Raw genomic sequence first — 16,688 nt, 5'->3', positions numbered from 1 at the left:
TCTAGTCGAAGAATGTGGCGGCTCAAAGCCCGCTCTTACGAGCCCTTCAGTCCCAGTTCGGAAACGCGCTTTACCACATCGGCTTCGACCGCGTGGGGCACGAACTTGTGGATCGCGCCGCCATAGAGGGCGATTTCCTTCACCAGCCGGCTGGCGATCGGCTGAAGCGAGACGTCGGCCATCAGGAAGACGGTTTCGATCCGCGCATTGAGCTGCTGGTTCATCCCCGCCATCTGATACTCATATTCGAAATCGGCAACGGCGCGCAGGCCGCGCACGATCACGCTGGCGTTGGATCGCACCGCAAAATCCATCAGCAGCGAATCGAAGCTGACCACGTCGATCCCGTCGATATCCGCGGTTTCGCGGGCGACCATCGCCATCCGCTCGTCGAGCGTGAACATCGGCGATTTGGAAGGATTGGTGGTCACGCCGATCACCAGCTTGTCGACCAGCTTCGCGCCGCGGCGGATGATATCCATATGGCCGAGGGTGACCGGATCGAAGGTGCCGGGATAGACGCCGATGCGCATGGTCATGTCTTGGGCCTTTGCCGCTGCGGGACCGCGTTGCTGCGACTGCGAAGGCCCGGTGTCAAGCGCGCGTCAAGCGCGCCCGGTCACGGACGGATCACGTTCCAGTCCACGCGGCCCTTGATCCCGGCCACGCTGCGGAAGCTCGACGCCTGCCAGATCGTCCAGGGCCGCGCGCCCCATTTGGGCTCCCACACAAGGCCGCGCAGCCACAGGCGGCGGGGAACACGCGTGCTGATCGCATAGCCCGCGTCGAACTCGCGGGTGAGGTAGAGAATGACCTGCTGCCCGTAATGCGCCTCGACTGCGCGGATGAAGATCATCAGTTCGACCACCAGCGCGTCGGGGCTGGGCCGGCCTTCGCAATTGCCGCCGAATTCGAGGTCGATCACGGGCGGCAGCATCAGCGGCGTCTTCGGCACGGTCGCGATATAGTTTCGCGCCTGCACGTCACCGGGGGTGCACAATGTGAAGAAATGATAGGCCCCGCGCGAAATCTCCGCACTGCCAGCGCCCGCCCAATTCTCGGGAAAGCGCCGGTCGCGATGATCGCCGCCTTCGGTCGCCTTGATATAGGCGAAGTCGACCTGATCGCTTTCGGCCACCGCGATCCAGTCGATCGCGCCCTGATGATGCGACACGTCGATGCCCTGGCGGGGATAGCGGCTTTCCGACGGCTTCCAGTGGACCGCATAGAGCCATGCGAGCAACGCCAGCATGACCAAGACCAGCGCGCCGATCGCGGCGCGCCGGGCGGTCACCGGTCGCGCTCCAGCGTGTAGCGGGCGATGTCGCGCAGCAGATCGGCTTCGGGGCCGTAACTGTGGAGATGCGCGATCGCCTGATCGACCAGCAGCCGCGCCTGTTCCTTGGCGCGCTCCGGCCCGAGCAGGCTGAGAAACGTCTCCTTGCCCGCATCGCCATCCTTGCGCAGCTTCTTGCCGGCCAGCGCTTCGTCGCCCTCGGCGTCGAGGATGTCGTCGGCGATCTGGAAGGCGAGGCCGACATCGCGGGCATAGCCGCGCAGGCCGGTACGGCCCTCCGGCGCGACCCGGCCCAGAATCGCACCCATCTCGACCGAGCAGGCGATCAGCGCGCCGGTCTTCATCGCCTGAAGCCGGGTGACGGTCTGCAGGTCGAAGCTCGATTTCTCGGCTTCGAGGTCCATCATCTGCCCGCCCGCCATGCCCGAGGGACCCGCCGCGCGCGCCAGTTCGCCGCTCAGGTCGATCCGGACGAACGGATCGGAATGGGTCGCTTCGTCGGCAAGGATCTCGAACGCCAGCGCGTGGAGGCAATCGCCCGCAAGGATCGCGGTCGCTTCGTCGAACGCGCGATGCACGGTGGGCTTGCCGCGCCGCATATCGTCGTCGTCCATCGCCGGCAGGTCGTCATGGATCAGCGAATAGACATGGATGCATTCGATCGCGGTGCCCGCGCGGGCGATGCAGCTACGGTCGACGCCGAAGATCCGCGCGGTGGCGGACACCAGCAGCGGGCGGAGCCGCTTGCCCCCGCCGATCGCGGCGTGGCGCATCGCGCGGTACAGGTTGGCGCGCGGATCCGCCGGGATCGGCAGCAGCAGATCGAACTGGCGGTCGATCTCGGCCGAGACGTCGTCCAGCGCGGTCTTCAGCGTGGTTCCGGCGGCATCCATCGCCCGGGGATCAACCGGCGGCAAACGGACCGGTGCCGCTCGGGCGCCCCTCGGTGTCGAGTCGGATCGCTTCGATCCGCGCCTGCGCCGCATCGAGCCGCGCGGCGCATTGCTTGCGCAGCTGATCGCCGCGTTCGTACAGGTCGATCGCTTCCTGAAGCGCGGCTTCGCCGCTTTCGAGACGGCCGACGATCCGTTCGAGTTCCTTCAGTGCTTCCTCGAACGAAAGCCCGGCGATTTCCGCATCCTGTGACATGCCGACGCTATGGGGCAGGGTGACGGAGGATTGCAACTGTCTAAGCCCCTCGCCTTCAGGGTAGGGGTTGGGGTGGGGCAGTCATCACAAGCGGGGGTCCCGGTGAGACACGACCCCCAACCCCTGCCCTGAAGGGGAGGGGCATTATTACTGCGGCAACACCTCAGCCAGCAGGTCCTTCCGGCTCAGCTTCCCGATCATCGTCTTGGGCAGGCTCAGCCGCACGACCACATCGTCCACGCGCTCATGCTTGCCGAGCTGCGGGTTGAGCCACGCCTTGATCGCTTCCCCGGTGTCGGTTGCGTCGTCGTGCAGCGTCACATAGGCGCGCGGCATCTCGCCGTGATAGGAATCGGGCATCCCGATCACCAGCGCTTCCTTGATCGCGGGGTGGTGATACAGCACAGCTTCGATCTGGCTGGGGAACACCTTGAACCCGCCCACCGCGATCATGTCCTTCAGGCGATCGACGATCCGGACGAAGCCGTCCTCCTCGATCACCGCGACGTCGCCCGTGCGCAGCCAGCGATTGCCCTGCGCTTCGATCACGAACACGCCGGCATCGGCATCGGGGCGGTTCCAGTAGCCGCGCATGATCTGCGGCCCCGCGACGATCAGCTCGCCCGGCTCGCCCGGCGGCACGTCCTTGCTCGGGTCTTCCTTATCCACCAGCCGCAGCCGCGTGCCCTGGATCGGCTGCCCGATCGTGCCGGGCTTGTTGAACGCTTCATAGGGATTGCACGAAACCACGCCCGAGCTTTCGGACAGGCCATAGCCTTCGACGAGGCGCGATCCGGTCGCTTCCTCGAACCGCGCTTTCAGCTCGGCCGCCAGCGGCGCGCCGCCGGAGATGCAGAAGCGCACCGATTCGAAATCGCTCTTCGCCATGCCCGGCGTATCGAGCAGCGCCTGATACATGGTCGGCACCCCCGGCAGCGCCGTCGGCCGGGTGCGGCGCAGCGCGGCCAGCGTCTGCTTGGCGTTGAAGCGCGGCAGCATCACGATCTCGCCGCCGGTCACCACGGTGCGGTTGAGCACGCAGGTATTGGCGAAGACGTGGAAGAAGGGCAGCACGCCCATCACCCGGTCGGTCTGTTCGCCCACGCCCGGATCGAGCCGCGCGACCTGCCGCGCATTGGCCGAAAGATTCTGGTGCGTCAGCATCGCGCCCTTGGGCGTCCCGGTGGTGCCGCCGGTGTACTGGATCAGCGCGAGGTCGTTTTCGGGATCGAGCTTCGGCGCGTCGCAGATGCCATCATTGTGGATCAGCGCGGAGAAGGCGGTGATCCGCTTGTCGTCCGGCTTCTTCGTCACTTCGCTGCCGCGGAACAGGCGGTAGAAGAGCGACTTGGCGCCCGGCAGCGCGCCCGCGACCGATCCCACCACCAGTCGCTCGAGATGGCTCGCGTCGAGCACTTTCAGCGCGGTCGGCAGCAAGGCGCTGGCCGAAATGGTGAAGAGCAGTTTCGTGCCCGAATCCGCCACCTGCTGCGACAGTTCGTCGACGGTGTAGAGCGGCGAGAAGTTCACGACCGTCGCGCCGAGCTTGAGGATGCCGTAATAGGCCGCGACATAATGCGGCACGTTGGGCAGGAAGAGGCCGATCCGGTCGCCGGGGCCATAGCCCAGCGCCTTCAGCCCGCACGCGACGCGGTTCGCGCCGTCCATCGTCTCGCCATAGCTGTATTTGCGGCCGAGGAAATCGAGCAGCGGGGCTTCCGGATGTGCCTTGGCGCTGCCTTCGAACAGATCGACCATCGACAGCGGCGGAAATGCCTGGTCCCACGGACCGGGATGAAGATAGGCGCTGCGCCAGACCTGTTCGGAACTGTTACTCATTTACACGAGTGTAAGCAGGAGATTCGGCGGTCGCAAGTCAACGCGTCAGGTTCGAGGTCCAGGTGTAGAGGACCGAAATGCCCACCAGCCCAAGGTCGATCGCGGCCTGCATCCGGTGCGGGTTCAGATCGCCGGCGTCATGGGTCAGGATCTCGATCGAAGCGCGATTGTGCGGGTTCGTCCAGGCGAACAGGGCAAAGGCCCCGGCCACCGCGAACAACACCAATCTGCGCCTGCGCTTTTCCATGATGCATTAAGCATAGGGAAAAGGGGCGATTCCGGCAAGGCGATCATGCCCTTTGCCTATGGGAATCCGAAAGGACGGTCAGGCGGCTTCCAGCCCCTGCGCCACGCGCGCGCGGTCCCGGCCGGCGGATTTCGCTTCGAACAATGCCTTGTCCGCGCCGCGATACAGCGCCTTCCATTCGGGTTCGGTCGAAAGCGGGCCGGTGCAGGTGCCGATGCTCGCGGTCACCTTCACGTCGAACGGCATCCGCGTACCGCGCAGCCGGGCGAGGATGACTTCGGCTTCGACCTTCTCGTCCTGACTGGCGAGGATCGCGAATTCCTCGCCGCCCATCCGCGCGACCAGCGCGCCGGTCGGTACGGCGTTGCGCAACAGCCGGGCGAACACGCGCAGCACTTCGTCGCCGCCGTCATGGCCCAGCGTGTCGTTGACGCGCTTGAAGTGATCGAGATCGGCGATCTGCAGCACCTGCTCGCCCGGCCGCCCGATTGCCTTTTCAAGGAAGGCGCGGCGGTTGAGCAGGCCGGTCAGCGGATCGGTTTCGGCCAGGCGGCGGGCATATTCCTCGCCCTCCATTGCCCGGTCGCGTTCGAGGCTGAGCAGGCGGATGCGATAGGCGATCGCGACGCTCGACAGCAACGCCTCCGCCGTCATCGAAACGATCGTCGAATTGTCGAGCCAGAAGCTCCACGGCAGGATGTGGAGATTGCCGAGGATGCGCAGCACCGCCGCGATGATCGGCGCGCCCCATGCGATCGCGAACAGCCACAGATAGTTGCTGCGCAGCCGCCACGCGCGCCACAGCATCGGGACCACTACGGCGGCGAGGCCGACGAAGATCGCGGTGAAGATCCAGTCGGCGGCTCGGATCGCGAAGGGGGCCGTGCACCACACCAATATGCCCGCGCCCGCAATCATCGCGGCGACGGCCGCAGTCGCCCGGCCCAGCCAGCCGGCGAAGATACGCTCTTCGAAGAAGGTGCGTGCGAACATCAGCGCCGCGCCCGAAAGCAGGCCGATCAGCAGATAGTTGAGCCTCAGCCGGTCGTTGTTCGGCACATCGGGCCATGCCCATGCGAACGCGCCCGACGAGGTGAAGCAATAGGCCAGCAGCCCCGCGGTCATCACGCAATACCAGAGCTGGAAGCGGTGCCGCAGCGCGCCCCACAGCGCGAGATTATAGACGAACAGCGCGATGCACAGTCCGGCGAACCCGGAATAGATGCCGGCCATCATCAGGTTGGCCCGGTCGCTTTGATCCTCGGTAGCGAGGCGCGCGCCCAGCAAGATGCCGCGTACGCCCGCCGCGTCCTCGACATGCCACATCACGCGAACCACTTTCGACGTGAGACGCGGCAGCGGCTGTTCGACGATCGCGCCAAGCTGGATCCACGGCGCGACGCCGCGTGCGTCGGTCCGCGTGCTTGTCATGCGCCCATCGTCGTAGAGCGCGTGGAACGAGATCGATTGCTGCCACAGGCTGGCCCAGCGCACGGCGAGCGGTTCGCGCGAACGCGACCGGACGCCGATATCCTCGGAAATCACCCAATAGCTGCCCGAACCCAGCCGGTGCTGCGGCGTCGTGCAATCGAAGCGCTCAGGCTGGTGGATCAATTGCGCGGGGTTCATCCCGCCGGTATCGGTCAGCACGCAGACCTTGAGCTCGCGTCCGGCCGTAGCGTGCTGCGCGGACGCCGGAGCGGCGGCGAACAGGCACGAAAAGGCCAGCCACGCACCAAGCGCCATAAGCAGACGGAACCACATGCGGCGGTGCTACGCCCGCATCGCAAACAATCGGTTAACTCCGCGGTTACCCTTAAGGAAAAACACGCGTTCGCAGGCGGTTTGGTCCATTGGGGTTCCGTTTCGCGGGTGCGGACCCTAAAGCGCCCGCTCAAGCGTTGGAGCAGGCATGAGCGGTACGGACGGGCAGGGGGCATCGACGCCCGGCGGCGCAGGAGCGCGGCTGGAAGTGGTCGACATGCTGCGCGGCTTCGCCCTTGCCGGGCTGTTCCTCGTGCACATGATCGCCAGCTACGAGCTGTACTGGAACGCGCCGACCGGCGGTCCGGTGGTCGATACGGTGTTCCTGCTGCTGCTGGGCAAGAGCTTCTCGTTGCTGGCCCTGTGCTTCGGCTTCAGCTTTTTCATCCTGATGGACAATGCCGAGCGGCGCGGCGTGGATTTCACCGCGCGCTTCGCATGGCGGCTGACCGTGCTGTTCGCGATCGGCACGCTGCACAGCCTGGTTTTCCGCGGGGACATCATCCAGCTGCTTGCCGCGATGGGCTTTGCACTGCTGGCGCTCAACCGCATCCGCGACAACCGCCTGTTGCTGTGGATCGCCCTGTTCTGCCTGATCGGGCCGACCTTGTGGATCCAGATGGCGGCCGGGGCTGGCGGCTATGACTGGGCGAACCGGCCCGCGGGCTATGGTCACGATCCGGCGATGCCGATCTATGTTCGTGGCAGCTTCCTCGACGTGCTGTCGGCGAACCTCACTTACGGGCAGGCGCCGAAATGGGCGTTCCTGTGGGAATCGGGCCGCCTGTTCGTGATCCTCGGTCTGTACATCGTCGGGCTGGTGCTCGGCCGGATCGGATTCTTCTCCCGGCCCGAAGCCTTTGTGCGCGGACGGCGGATCGCGCTGGCCATCGCCGTTCCGCTCACCGTGCTGCTGTGGTGGGCCAAGAGCGAAGGCTATAACCGGTTCTGGGCGCTCCGGCTGGGAACGGGAGCGGACCGGGCGTTCGCGACGATCGCGAACATGTGGTTCGAGCTGGCGGCGATGGCGGTCTGGGCGCTGGTGCTGATCGCGGCGTGGCAATGGCGCCCGGCGCAGCGCCTGTTGCAGGTCTTCGCGCCGGCCGGGCGGCTGACGCTGACCTATTATTTCGGGCAGAGCCTGGTGTTCATCCCCGTGTTCTACGGCTTCGGGCTCGGCCTGTGGGACGATTGGAGCGCGGGCACCCGGCTGATGGTCGCGCTGCTCGGCGTGGCGGCACAGCTCGCATTCGCGGCCTGGTGGCTGAACCGGTTCCGCTACGGCCCGATCGAATGGCTGTGGCGCGCCGCGACCTATACGACGTGGAACATTCCGTTCCGCCGCAGGACTCCGGCCTGAATCGGGACGGATTCGCCGCCACCTCGCGATACTTCAGCCGTTGCCGGGTGGTTATGATGCCTCGCAGGAGGCGTATCATGATCCGGATTTTGCTGGCCGCGGCGATGCTAACGGCGGCCCTCGGCGCGCAGGCGCAGCCGTTCGACAAGGGAGACGGCTACGAAACGCGCACCATCGCGGTCGAGGCTGCAGATCTCGACCTGTCGACCAATGCGGGCATGACTACGCTCGACAAGCGCATCCGCCACGCGGTGGAGCGCATCTGTGCCAGCGACCGCGCCTGCCGCGACGAAGCCTGGGCCAGCACGCAGGATCAGGTCGCCTGGGCCGTCTCGCGCGACCAGTGGATGCGCCGCCTGGCCGAGGAGCGCGCCGAACAGATCCGAACCTGCGGCTGGAACTGTCCGGCTCCCGCGCAAGTCTATTATCCCGCGCCGCTCCCGCCGCCGCCTGCGCCGGGCGCATCGGTGGTGGTGATCATCACCCACTCGCCTCCGCCACCGCCGGTTTACTACATGCGTTGAAACGCGCGCTGGCACCGCATCCGCCATAGCGGATCAAACGCTCAGTGCGCGACCGACGATGAGAACAGGTTCATCACCAGCACGCCGCTGATGATCAGCGCCATGCCGGCGATCGCCGGCAGATCGAGCTTCTGTCCCTGAAGTGCCCATGCGATTCCCGCGATCAGCACGATCCCCACGCCCGACCAGATCGCATAGGCGATCCCCACCGGCAGCGTCCGCAGGGTGAGCGACAGGAAATAGAAGGCGATCGCATAGCCTGCGGCGGTGATCAGACTCGGCCCCAGTTTCGTGAACCCGTCGGACTGCCGCATGAACGAGGTGGCGATCACTTCGGCGACGATCGCGATGGCGAGATAGAGATACTGCATAGGGGCTCTTGCTAGGGACGCCGGGCAGGGCTTGTCACGCAGGCGCGGGTCCGGCGAACGGATTGGCCAGGTTCCTCACCAGATTTTCGGCCGGGACCGATTCCGATCCCATATGCTCGCGGAACAGGGCCGCCAGTCGCGGCCGCGAGCGTTCGCGTGAAGCGGATTCTCCTTCCGCGTAATTTTCGGCCTTGACCGCGAGGTCCGCAAACTGCCCGGCAGTGACGATGCCGCTGGTCGGCAGATAATCGGTTACCTGGCGATCCTGGCCGTCGATGAAGCTGCCGCAGCAGCCATGCTTCACGCACAATGCCCATAGGAGCCGGTCGAAAGCGCCGGGATGGACGATCTCGACCTCGACCATCTTCGCATCGCACCAGAAGGATATCGATCGATCCGCATAGGACGCCGAGGTCCGGTCCTCCGCGCCCGCGCGGAGCGTGTAGCGCACACCGATCCGGGCAAGCGGCGGCACCTCATAGGTGTCGTCGCGCGGTTCGATGGTGAAGGTCAGGGGATCGTCCCCGAGATTCTCGAATATGGCGATCGGCATTGCAGAAATGGCCGGCATCGGCCGCGCAATCTTGCTGGTTCGCGATTGCTAGCCGATCTCCGCCCTGCGCGAAAGCAAAAGGGCCGGAGCTTTCGCTCCGGCCCTTCGCATTTCCGTACCGGCGACGACGCTTACTTCGCCTTCGCTTCCACCGTCTTCTTGCCGCCGCCCTTCTTGGGCTTCTTCGGCGCGGCGGGCGTGATTTCGAAGGACAGTTCGTTGTCCTTCAGCTTCACATTCACTTCGCCGCCGTGGATCAGCTTGCCGAACAGCAGCTCCTCGGCCAGCGGCTGCTTGACCTTCTCCTGCATCAGGCGGCCCATCGGGCGCGCGCCGTACAGCTTGTCGTAGCCGCGCGCGGTGAGCCACGCCTTCGACTCGTCGTCGAGCTGGATATGCACGCCGCGATCGGCGAGCTGGAGCTCGAGCTGCAGGATGAACTTGTCGACCACGCGGCTGACGATTTCCGGCGGCAGATAGCCGAACGGGACGATCGCATCGAGACGGTTGCGGAATTCCGGCGTGAAGAGCTTCTTCACCGCGTCTTCCTGCACGTCGTCGCGGGCGATCTCGCCAAAGCCGATCGATTCCTTCGACATGTCCGACGCGCCGGCATTGGTGGTCATGATCAGGATGGTGTTCCTGAAATCGACCGTCTTGCCGTGGTGATCGGTCAGGCGTCCGTTATCCATCACCTGCAACAGGATGTTGAACAGCGCCGGATGTGCCTTCTCGATCTCGTCGAGCAGCAGCACGCAATGCGGCTGCTGGTCGACCGCGTCGGTCAGCAGACCGCCCTGGTCGTAGCCGACATAGCCCGGAGGCGCACCGATCAGGCGGCTGATCGAATGCTGCTCCATATATTCCGACATGTCGAAACGCTGGAGCGGGATGCCGAGGATATCGGCCAGCTGCCGCGCGACTTCGGTCTTGCCGACGCCGGTGGGGCCGCTGAACAGATAATTGCCGATCGGCTTGTCCGGATCGCGCAGGCCCGCACGGCTCAGCTTGATCGCCGACGACAGGATGTCGATCGCCTTGTCCTGCCCGAACACGACGCGCTTCAGGTCGGTGGTCAGGTTGGCCAGCGCCTTGGTGTCGTCGGTCGAGACCGTCTTTGGCGGAATGCGCGCCATCGTCGCGATCACCTGTTCGATCTCGCGGGTGGTGATGGTCTTCTTCCGCTTGCTCGGCGGCACCAGCATCTGCATCGCGCCGACTTCGTCGATCACGTCGATCGCCTTGTCCGGCAGCTTGCGGTCGTTGATGTAGCGCGCGCTCAGCTCCACCGCCGACTTGATCGCGTCGGGGGTGTATTTGACGCCGTGATGGCTCTCGAACGCCGAGCGCAGCCCGGTGATGATCTTGATCGTGTCCTCGACCGTCGGCTCGTTCACATCGATCTTCTGGAAGCGCCGGAGCAGCGCCCGGTCCTTCTCGAAGTGGTTGCGGAATTCCTTGTAGGTGGTCGAACCGATGCAGCGGATCGTGCCGCCCGACAACGCCGGCTTGAGCAGGTTCGACGCGTCCATCGCGCCGCCGCTGGTCGCGCCCGCGCCGATCACCGTGTGGATCTCGTCGATGAAGAGCACCGCGTGGGGCAGCTTCTCCAGCTCGCTGACGACCTGTTTCAGCCGCTCCTCGAAATCGCCGCGATAGCGGGTGCCCGCCAGCAGCGCGCCCATGTCGAGCGAATAGATCACTGCGGGCAGCAGCACTTCGGGCACGTCGCCCTCGACGATCTTGCGCGCCAGGCCTTCCGCGATCGCGGTCTTGCCGACGCCGGGATCGCCCACATAGAGCGGGTTGTTCTTGCTGCGGCGGCACAGGATCTGGACGGTGCGGTCCACTTCCGGCCCGCGGCCGATCAGCGGATCGACCTTGCCGTTCTTCGCCTTCTCGTTGAGATCGACGGTGAACTGCTTGAGCGCGCTTTCGCCCTTGCCCGACTTGGTTTCGGCCTTGGCCGACTTCTCTTCCTCGGCGCCCTTGGGCGTGGTGGCTTCGGTCGGGGTCGAGCCCTTGCCGACGCCGTGCGAGATGAAGCTGACCGCGTCGAGGCGGCTCATGTCCTGCTGCTGCAGGAAATAGACCGCATAGCTTTCGCGCTCGCTGAACAGCGCCACGAGCACATTGGCACCGGTGACTTCGTCGCGGCCCGAGGACTGGACGTGGAGGATCGCGCGCTGGACCACGCGCTGGAACCCGCTGGTGGGCGAGGGATCGGTCGCGTTCTCGACCTTCAGCGCTTCCAGCTCGGTATCGAGATAATGCGCCACGGTGGTGCCGAGCTCGCCCAGATCGACGCCGCACGCGCTCATCACCTTCGAGGCATGCTCGTCATCGACCAGCGCCAGAAGGAGATGCTCGAGCGTAGCATATTCGTGACGACGCGAGGACGCGGCTTCGAGTGCCTTGTGCAGGGTGGATTCGAGCGCGGAGGCGAAACTAGGCATCAGATGACTACTCCAGTCGGGCCAGAAGGATACGCGGCCCGGTTTCCCATTATGTCGGGATGACGGACGCTCGCATCAAGCGTGGCGGCCCCGCGCCGGAGATTCGTGGCTGTCGCCCTTCTCTCCGGTGCAACGCTCATCGCTTGAATAGGGCGTCAGCGCTTGCGCGATGGTTAACGGCCCGTTCGCGTTTACTACGGGTCCGCTCGATTTCGGCCTGGAGCAGCGCGATCCGCTCGTCCAGTTCGTCCACCGAAAACGGATCGAGATCCTGTTTCGCCAGCTGGGCGGTCAGGTCGTCCTTACGGCGCGGAAGATTCTCGTCCAGGTCCATCGCCTCGCCAACGTTGACCCGGCAGGGGGCGATGTCAATAAGAGGCGGGGGTCATACTGGCCCCGGAATAATGCTTACGGGTTCGCATCATGACGCTTCCCCAGACCATGCGCGCGATCGATCCGGACACGCCGGGCGGTCCCGAAGTCCTCGTTCCTGTCGAACGGCCCGTGCCCGCGCCCGGGCCGGGCGAAGTGCTGATCCGCGTCGCGGCGGCCGGGGTGAACCGCCCCGATGTCGTCCAGCGGCAGGGCTTCTATCCGCCCCCGCCGGGCGCGCCGAAGATCCTCGGGCTGGAAGTGGCCGGAACGATCGTGGCGACGGGCGAAAGCGTTCCCGCCGAAGCGGTCGGCCAGCCGGTCTGCGCGCTGGTCGCGGGCGGCGGCTATGCCGAATATTGCGTCGCCCCCTATGGCCAGTGCCTGCCGGTGCCCGAAGCGCTGTCGATGATCGAGGCCGCGGCGATCCCCGAAACGCTCTTCACCGTGTGGACCAATCTCTTCGAGCGCGCCTATGTGGTCGAAGGCGAAACGGTGCTGGTTCATGGCGGCACCAGCGGCATCGGCACGATGGCGATCAGCCTGTGCAATTTGTTCGGCGTCACCGTGATCGTCACCGCCGGCAGCGACGAGAAATGCGCGCAAGCCGTCGCGCACGGCGCGGATCATGCGATCAATTACAAGACCGAGGATTTCGTCGATCGGGTGAAGGCGATCACCGGCGGCAAGGGCGTCAACGTCGTGCTCGACATGGTCGGCGGCGATTATGTGCCGCGTAACCTGAAATGCCTCGCCGAAGATGGCCGCCACGTCTCGATCGCGACGCAGGGTGGGCTGACGGCCGAAATCCCGATCTTCCACATCATGCGCAACCGCCTGACCCTGACCGGCTCGACGCTCCGCCCGCGCGACACGGCGTTCAAGACGCTGGTGGCGGACGAACTTCACCGCACCGTCTGGCCCTTCGTGGAAGAGGGCAGGCTGAAGCCGGTGATCGACGGCACCTTCCCGCTGGACCAAGCTGCGAAGGCGCATGCGCGGATGGATTCGGGCGGGCATTTCGGAAAGATCGTGCTGGTGGTCGAATAAGCTGGCCTTATCGATTCCCCGCCGCATCTTGTTGGACATCTCCCGCCGCGCCACCATGAGGGAGCGGATGCCGGAGGGGAGCCGCACATGACCGACCTGATCCTTCACGAATATGCCCGCTCGGGAAATTGCTACAAGATCCGCCTCACCGCGGCACATGTCGGCGCGATGCTCGAGCGGCGCGAATACGACATCATGAAGGGCGAGACCCGCACCGCGCACTTTCTCGCGAACGTGAACGCGAACGGCCGCATCCCGACGCTCCAGACGGGTGAGCGTTTCCTGCCCGAAAGCAACGCCGCCTGCCTGTATCTCGCGCACGGCACCCCGCTGGTTCCCAAGGAGCGGTTCGACCATGCCGACATGTTGCGCTGGCTGTTCTGGGAGCAGTATAACCACGAGCCGAACGTCGCGACGCTGCGTTTCTGGTTCGGCTGGGTCGGCGAGGCGAACTTCACCGAGGTCCAGAAGATCAACTTGCCGGGCAAGCGCGCCGCGGGCTTCGCCGCGCTCGAACTGATGGACGAACACCTCGCTACCCGCGACTGGTTCGCCGCGGGCATCTTCACCATCGCCGACATCGCGCTCTACGCCTACACCCATGTCTGCGAGGAAGGCGGCTACCAGCTGTCACGCTACCCCAATGTCCAGAAATGGCTGGCGCGGGTGGCCGCGCAGCCGGGACATGTCACGATCGACGCCTGAGCGTCATGGAACTGACGCCGCGACTGAATCACGCTGTAACAATCCGCGGTCATAGGGGCCTCCCAAGGCAAGGGCAGCTTTGGGGTTCGCGGTCATGGCTACGATTACCAGACTTCCGTTTGGGGGGGCGTACGGAATCGATCCGGCGGACTTCTCCGCTTCGGCCCCGTCGATCCCGGAGCGGGTCATCACCGAGCGGCGGAACTACCGCACAATCTGGATCTCCGATGTCCATCTCGGCACTCGCGGCTGCAATGCCGAACTGCTGATCGACTTTCTCGACCATGTCGACAGCGACACCATGTACCTCGTCGGCGACATCATCGATGGCTGGCGGCTGAAGAAGAAGCTCTACTGGCCCGAGACGCACAACGACATCGTCTGGCGCGTGCTCAAGCGCGCGCATCGCGGCACGCGCATCGTCTATGTGCCGGGCAACCATGACGAGATGTTCCGCCAGTTTTCGGGGCTGCATTTCGGCGGTGTGGAGATCGCCCGCACCGCGATCCACGAAACCGCCGATGGCAAGCGCCTGCTGGTGCTGCACGGCGACGAATTCGACGCGATCATGCTCTCGCACCGCTGGCTCGCCTATCTCGGCGACGCGGCCTACGAAGCGACGATGGCTGCCAGCCGTTGGGTCAACCATGTCCGGCGCTGGATGGGGTTGCCCTATTGGTCGCTCAGCAAATACGCCAAGTCCAAGGTGAAGAACGCCGTCTCGTTCATCTCGAAGTTCGAGGAGATCGTCGCGCGCGAAGCCGGGACGCGCGGCGTCGACGGCGTCGTGGCGGGACATATCCATGCCGCGGATATGCGGTCGATCCAGGGCGTTGAATACTATAACGATGGCGATTGGGTCGAAGGCTGCACCGCGCTGGTGGAGCATTTCGACGGCCGGATGGAGATACTGCACTGGGCGGACGAAGTCGCGGCAAGGGAAAGACCCTCGATACCGGAGGAGCGGCGAGCGGCCGCCTGACGGAGCACGAGCCCGTGCGCATCGCCATCGTGACCGACGCCTGGGAACCGCAGGTCAACGGCGTCGTCCGCACCCTCCAGTCGGTTCGCGCCGTACTGGAGAAATATGGGCACACCGTGATGGTGATCTCGCCCGATCTGTTCCGCTCGCTGCCGTGCCCGACCTATCCCGAGATCCGCCTGGCGCTAACCCGCACCCGCAATGTCGGCGCGATGCTCGAGGAATTCCGGCCGACCGCGATCCATCTCGCGACCGAAGGGCCGCTGTGCGTCGCCGCGCGGCGCTGGTGTCTGCGCACCGGCCAGCCGTTCACCACCGCCTATCACACCCAGTTTCCCGACTATGTCTCGGCGCGCTCGGGCGTGCCGGCGGAATGGATCTGGCGCTATATCCGCTGGTTCCATTCGCCCAGTTACGCGATCCTCGCAGCCACCCCTTCGATCCGCCAGTCGCTCGCCGATCACGGGCTGACCCATCTCAAGCATTGGGGCAGGGGCGTCGACCTCGCCAATTTCCGTCCCGGCCTGACCCCGCATCCGGCGATGGCGGCGATGGAAGGGCCGATCCAGCTCTATGTCGGCCGGGTCGCGGTCGAAAAGAATCTCGAAGCCTTCCTCAAGACGACGCATCCGGGGATGAAGGTCGTGGTCGGCGACGGCCCCGCGCGCGCCTCGCTCGAAGCGAAATATCCCGACGCCAAATTCCTCGGCCCGATGTTCGGCGAGGAGCTCGCCTCGGCCTATGCCGCCGCCGATGTGTTCGTCTTTCCCAGCCGCACCGACACGTTCGGGCTGGTTATGATCGAGGCGCTGGCCTGCGGCGTGCCGGTTGCGGGCTATCCGGTCACCGGCCCGATCGACATCGTCACGCCCGAAGTCGGCGCGATCGACGACGATCTGACCAAAGCCATCGCCCAGGCGCTGACCCGCGACCGGGCCGCCTGCGCGCGATATGGCGCCGGCTTCACCTGGGAAGCGAGCGCAGCGCAATTCCTCCACGCGCTATGCCCGATAGGGGAGGAAGCCGAGGCGGCGTAATTCGTTTGGAAACTGGCGAAAGCGCGAGTTTCTATGCGGTGCCGGCCCGCTCCCTCACCCGGCCGCCCATTCAGAATACGCTGTGGGTGGCCGGGTGGGGGAGCGGGCCGGCACCGCAAAACGCGCCTCGGCGCGTTTCCAAAGCCACTCTTAATTCCTTGCTCTGGCCCGCTTCCCGCATTAGATCAGCCCCATCGTGGCCGCCCGTGATGGGCGGCCCTTATTGTTTCTACTGTCGGAGAACCTCCGTGGCCCAGCCGCTGATGCCTCATGCGACCGCTTCCTGGCTGGTCGACAACACCTCGCTCTCGTTCGAGCAGATCGCCGAATTCTGCGGCCTGCACATCCTCGAGGTTCAGGCCATCGCCGACGATACCGCGACCACGAAGCTCACCGGCCGCGATCCCGTTCGCGCGCACGAGCTGACGATGGACGAGATCGAGAAGGGCCAGAAGGACCCGAACTATTCGCTCAAGATGCTCAAGGGCCCCGAGCAGGTTCGCCGCACCAAGGGGCCGCGCTATACGCCGGTCTCGAAGCGTCAGGACAAGCCCGACGGCATCGCGTGGATCCTGCGCAACCATCCGGAAATCTCGGACGGCGCGATCGGCAAGCTGATCGGCACCACCCGCACCACCATCGCCGCGATTCGCGACCGCAGCCACTGGAACATCACCGGCATCACGCCGAAGGATCCGGTGACCCTCGGCCTTACGTCGCAGCGCGAACTCGACGCACTGGTCGCCAAGGCTGCCAAGGCCGCCGGCATCGAAGCTCCGGTCGACAATCGTCTGGAAGGCGATCGCGAGGCGCTGATCGAGGAACTGCGCGCCCAGCGTGTCGCGGCGGCCGCCGAAGCCCAGCGCATCGCCGATGGCGGCGAGCCGGTTCCGGCTGCGCCTTCGTTCGAGGACCCGTTCCGCAAGCGCGACTGATCCGCGCACCAGCGACAAAGCCGAAAGGGCCGGGGCGCAATCCCCGG

Annotated in this window: 18 protein-coding genes; 7 read left to right on the top strand and 11 right to left on the bottom strand. The window is 65.4% G+C overall.

The annotated features are described in order from the left end of the window. Positions 1-35: 35 nt before the first annotated feature. From coaD to HHL13_RS12070, 7 genes are all read right to left on the bottom strand, one after another. Entirely contained in the window at positions 36-533 is a 498-nt protein-coding gene (gene coaD, locus HHL13_RS12100) for a pantetheine-phosphate adenylyltransferase (RefSeq protein WP_206377051.1), read from the bottom strand. 86 nt (positions 534-619) lie between these two features. Continuing rightward, positions 620-1,294 carry a GH25 family lysozyme gene (locus tag HHL13_RS12095; RefSeq protein ID WP_206376908.1) on the bottom strand — a complete coding sequence of 225 codons (675 nt, stop codon included), beginning with the start codon at positions 1,292-1,294 and terminating at the stop codon, positions 620-622. Next, positions 1,291-2,190, bottom strand: coding sequence for a polyprenyl synthetase family protein (locus HHL13_RS12090; RefSeq protein WP_169555902.1), 900 nt, complete (start codon positions 2,188-2,190; stop codon positions 1,291-1,293). The genes HHL13_RS12095 and HHL13_RS12090 overlap by 4 nt, the downstream gene beginning before the upstream one ends. A gap of 10 nt (positions 2,191-2,200) precedes the next feature. Beyond that, positions 2,201-2,446, bottom strand: coding sequence for an exodeoxyribonuclease VII small subunit (locus tag HHL13_RS12085; RefSeq protein WP_169555901.1), 246 nt, complete (start codon positions 2,444-2,446; stop codon positions 2,201-2,203). Between the two features lie 147 nt (positions 2,447-2,593). Further along, positions 2,594-4,285, bottom strand: coding sequence for a long-chain fatty acid--CoA ligase (locus tag HHL13_RS12080; RefSeq protein ID WP_240953697.1), 1,692 nt, complete (start codon positions 4,283-4,285; stop codon positions 2,594-2,596). Positions 4,286-4,322: 37 nt separating this feature from the next. Next, on the bottom strand, positions 4,323-4,532 hold the full coding sequence (locus HHL13_RS12075; RefSeq protein WP_169555900.1) for a hypothetical protein: 210 nt from the start codon (positions 4,530-4,532) through the stop codon (positions 4,323-4,325). A 78-nt stretch (positions 4,533-4,610) separates the two neighbouring features. Then, positions 4,611-6,296: a diguanylate cyclase gene (locus HHL13_RS12070; protein ID WP_240953695.1), complete on the bottom strand. Its 1,686-nt coding sequence runs from the start codon at positions 6,294-6,296 to the stop codon at positions 4,611-4,613. Between the two features lie 148 nt (positions 6,297-6,444). Between HHL13_RS12070 and HHL13_RS12065 the strand changes: the two genes are divergently transcribed. Next, positions 6,445-7,656 carry a DUF418 domain-containing protein gene (locus tag HHL13_RS12065; protein WP_169555899.1) on the top strand — a complete coding sequence of 404 codons (1,212 nt, stop codon included), beginning with the start codon at positions 6,445-6,447 and terminating at the stop codon, positions 7,654-7,656. Positions 7,657-7,733: 77 nt separating this feature from the next. Continuing rightward, a complete protein-coding gene (locus HHL13_RS12060; protein WP_169555898.1) occupies positions 7,734-8,180 on the top strand; it encodes a UrcA family protein in 447 nt (148 codons plus the stop codon). A 41-nt stretch (positions 8,181-8,221) separates the two neighbouring features. On the opposite strand, the gene HHL13_RS12055 is transcribed toward HHL13_RS12060, so the two are convergent. The 4 genes from HHL13_RS12055 to HHL13_RS12040 all read right to left on the bottom strand — a co-directional run bounded on the left by HHL13_RS12055 (position 8,222) and on the right by HHL13_RS12040 (position 11,894). After that, on the bottom strand, positions 8,222-8,551 hold the full coding sequence (locus HHL13_RS12055) for an SMR family transporter (protein WP_169555897.1): 330 nt from the start codon (positions 8,549-8,551) through the stop codon (positions 8,222-8,224). Positions 8,552-8,585: 34 nt separating this feature from the next. Beyond that, the gene (locus tag HHL13_RS12050) at positions 8,586-9,104 is read right to left on the bottom strand and encodes a hypothetical protein (protein WP_169555896.1); all 519 of its coding nucleotides are present in this window, start codon (positions 9,102-9,104) and stop codon (positions 8,586-8,588) included. A gap of 131 nt (positions 9,105-9,235) precedes the next feature. Beyond that, entirely contained in the window at positions 9,236-11,560 is a 2,325-nt protein-coding gene (gene clpA, locus HHL13_RS12045; protein ID WP_169555895.1) for an ATP-dependent Clp protease ATP-binding subunit ClpA, read from the bottom strand. A 136-nt stretch (positions 11,561-11,696) separates the two neighbouring features. Next, complete coding sequence (locus tag HHL13_RS12040; RefSeq protein ID WP_169555894.1) at positions 11,697-11,894, bottom strand: DUF1192 domain-containing protein; 198 nt, start codon at positions 11,892-11,894, stop codon at positions 11,697-11,699. 89 nt (positions 11,895-11,983) lie between these two features. On the opposite strand from HHL13_RS12040, the gene HHL13_RS12035 reads away from it, so the two are divergent. From HHL13_RS12035 to HHL13_RS12015, 5 genes are all read left to right on the top strand, one after another. Next, positions 11,984-12,982, top strand: coding sequence for an NAD(P)H-quinone oxidoreductase (locus tag HHL13_RS12035; RefSeq protein ID WP_240953693.1), 999 nt, complete (start codon positions 11,984-11,986; stop codon positions 12,980-12,982). Between the two features lie 87 nt (positions 12,983-13,069). Beyond that, positions 13,070-13,687 carry a glutathione S-transferase family protein gene (locus HHL13_RS12030; protein ID WP_169555893.1) on the top strand — a complete coding sequence of 206 codons (618 nt, stop codon included), beginning with the start codon at positions 13,070-13,072 and terminating at the stop codon, positions 13,685-13,687. Positions 13,688-13,781: 94 nt separating this feature from the next. After that, positions 13,782-14,669 (top strand): UDP-2,3-diacylglucosamine diphosphatase, encoded by an 888-nt coding sequence (locus tag HHL13_RS12025; protein WP_169555892.1) that lies wholly within the window; start codon positions 13,782-13,784, stop codon positions 14,667-14,669. 14 nt (positions 14,670-14,683) lie between these two features. After that, positions 14,684-15,706, top strand: coding sequence for a glycosyltransferase family 1 protein (locus HHL13_RS12020; protein WP_169555891.1), 1,023 nt, complete (start codon positions 14,684-14,686; stop codon positions 15,704-15,706). A 248-nt stretch (positions 15,707-15,954) separates the two neighbouring features. After that, entirely contained in the window at positions 15,955-16,641 is a 687-nt protein-coding gene (locus tag HHL13_RS12015) for a DUF1013 domain-containing protein (RefSeq protein ID WP_169555890.1), read from the top strand. Positions 16,642-16,688 lie beyond the last annotated feature (47 nt).

The sequence above is a fragment of the Sphingomonas sp. G-3-2-10 genome, from assembly GCF_012927115.1.
In the GTDB taxonomy this organism is placed as follows: Bacteria; Pseudomonadota; Alphaproteobacteria; order Sphingomonadales; family Sphingomonadaceae; genus Sphingomonas.
The sequence above is the reverse complement of the archived record's forward strand: the minus strand, read 5'-3'. Positions and strand labels throughout refer to the sequence as shown.

What these genes read in the sequence shown, in the direction of transcription:
- coaD (WP_206377051.1), bottom strand. Translation starts at nt 533, where the DNA reads ATGCGCATCGGCGTCTATCCCGGCACCTTCGATCCGGTCACCCTCGGC.
- HHL13_RS12090 (WP_169555902.1), bottom strand. Translation starts at nt 2,190, where the DNA reads ATGGATGCCGCCGGAACCACGCTGAAGACCGCGCTGGACGACGTCTCG.
- HHL13_RS12085 (WP_169555901.1), bottom strand. Translation starts at nt 2,446, where the DNA reads ATGTCACAGGATGCGGAAATCGCCGGGCTTTCGTTCGAGGAAGCACTG.
- HHL13_RS12080 (WP_240953697.1), bottom strand. Translation starts at nt 4,285, where the DNA reads ATGAGTAACAGTTCCGAACAGGTCTGGCGCAGCGCCTATCTTCATCCC.
- HHL13_RS12075 (WP_169555900.1), bottom strand. Translation starts at nt 4,532, where the DNA reads ATGGAAAAGCGCAGGCGCAGATTGGTGTTGTTCGCGGTGGCCGGGGCC.
- HHL13_RS12070 (WP_240953695.1), bottom strand. Translation starts at nt 6,296, where the DNA reads ATGTGGTTCCGTCTGCTTATGGCGCTTGGTGCGTGGCTGGCCTTTTCG.
- HHL13_RS12065 (WP_169555899.1), top strand. Translation starts at nt 6,445, where the DNA reads ATGAGCGGTACGGACGGGCAGGGGGCATCGACGCCCGGCGGCGCAGGA.
- HHL13_RS12060 (WP_169555898.1), top strand. Translation starts at nt 7,734, where the DNA reads ATGATCCGGATTTTGCTGGCCGCGGCGATGCTAACGGCGGCCCTCGGC.
- HHL13_RS12055 (WP_169555897.1), bottom strand. Translation starts at nt 8,551, where the DNA reads ATGCAGTATCTCTATCTCGCCATCGCGATCGTCGCCGAAGTGATCGCC.
- HHL13_RS12050 (WP_169555896.1), bottom strand. Translation starts at nt 9,104, where the DNA reads ATGCCGATCGCCATATTCGAGAATCTCGGGGACGATCCCCTGACCTTC.
- clpA (WP_169555895.1), bottom strand. Translation starts at nt 11,560, where the DNA reads ATGCCTAGTTTCGCCTCCGCGCTCGAATCCACCCTGCACAAGGCACTC.
- HHL13_RS12040 (WP_169555894.1), bottom strand. Translation starts at nt 11,894, where the DNA reads ATGGACCTGGACGAGAATCTTCCGCGCCGTAAGGACGACCTGACCGCC.
- HHL13_RS12035 (WP_240953693.1), top strand. Translation starts at nt 11,984, where the DNA reads ATGACGCTTCCCCAGACCATGCGCGCGATCGATCCGGACACGCCGGGC.
- HHL13_RS12030 (WP_169555893.1), top strand. Translation starts at nt 13,070, where the DNA reads ATGACCGACCTGATCCTTCACGAATATGCCCGCTCGGGAAATTGCTAC.
- HHL13_RS12025 (WP_169555892.1), top strand. Translation starts at nt 13,782, where the DNA reads ATGGCTACGATTACCAGACTTCCGTTTGGGGGGGCGTACGGAATCGAT.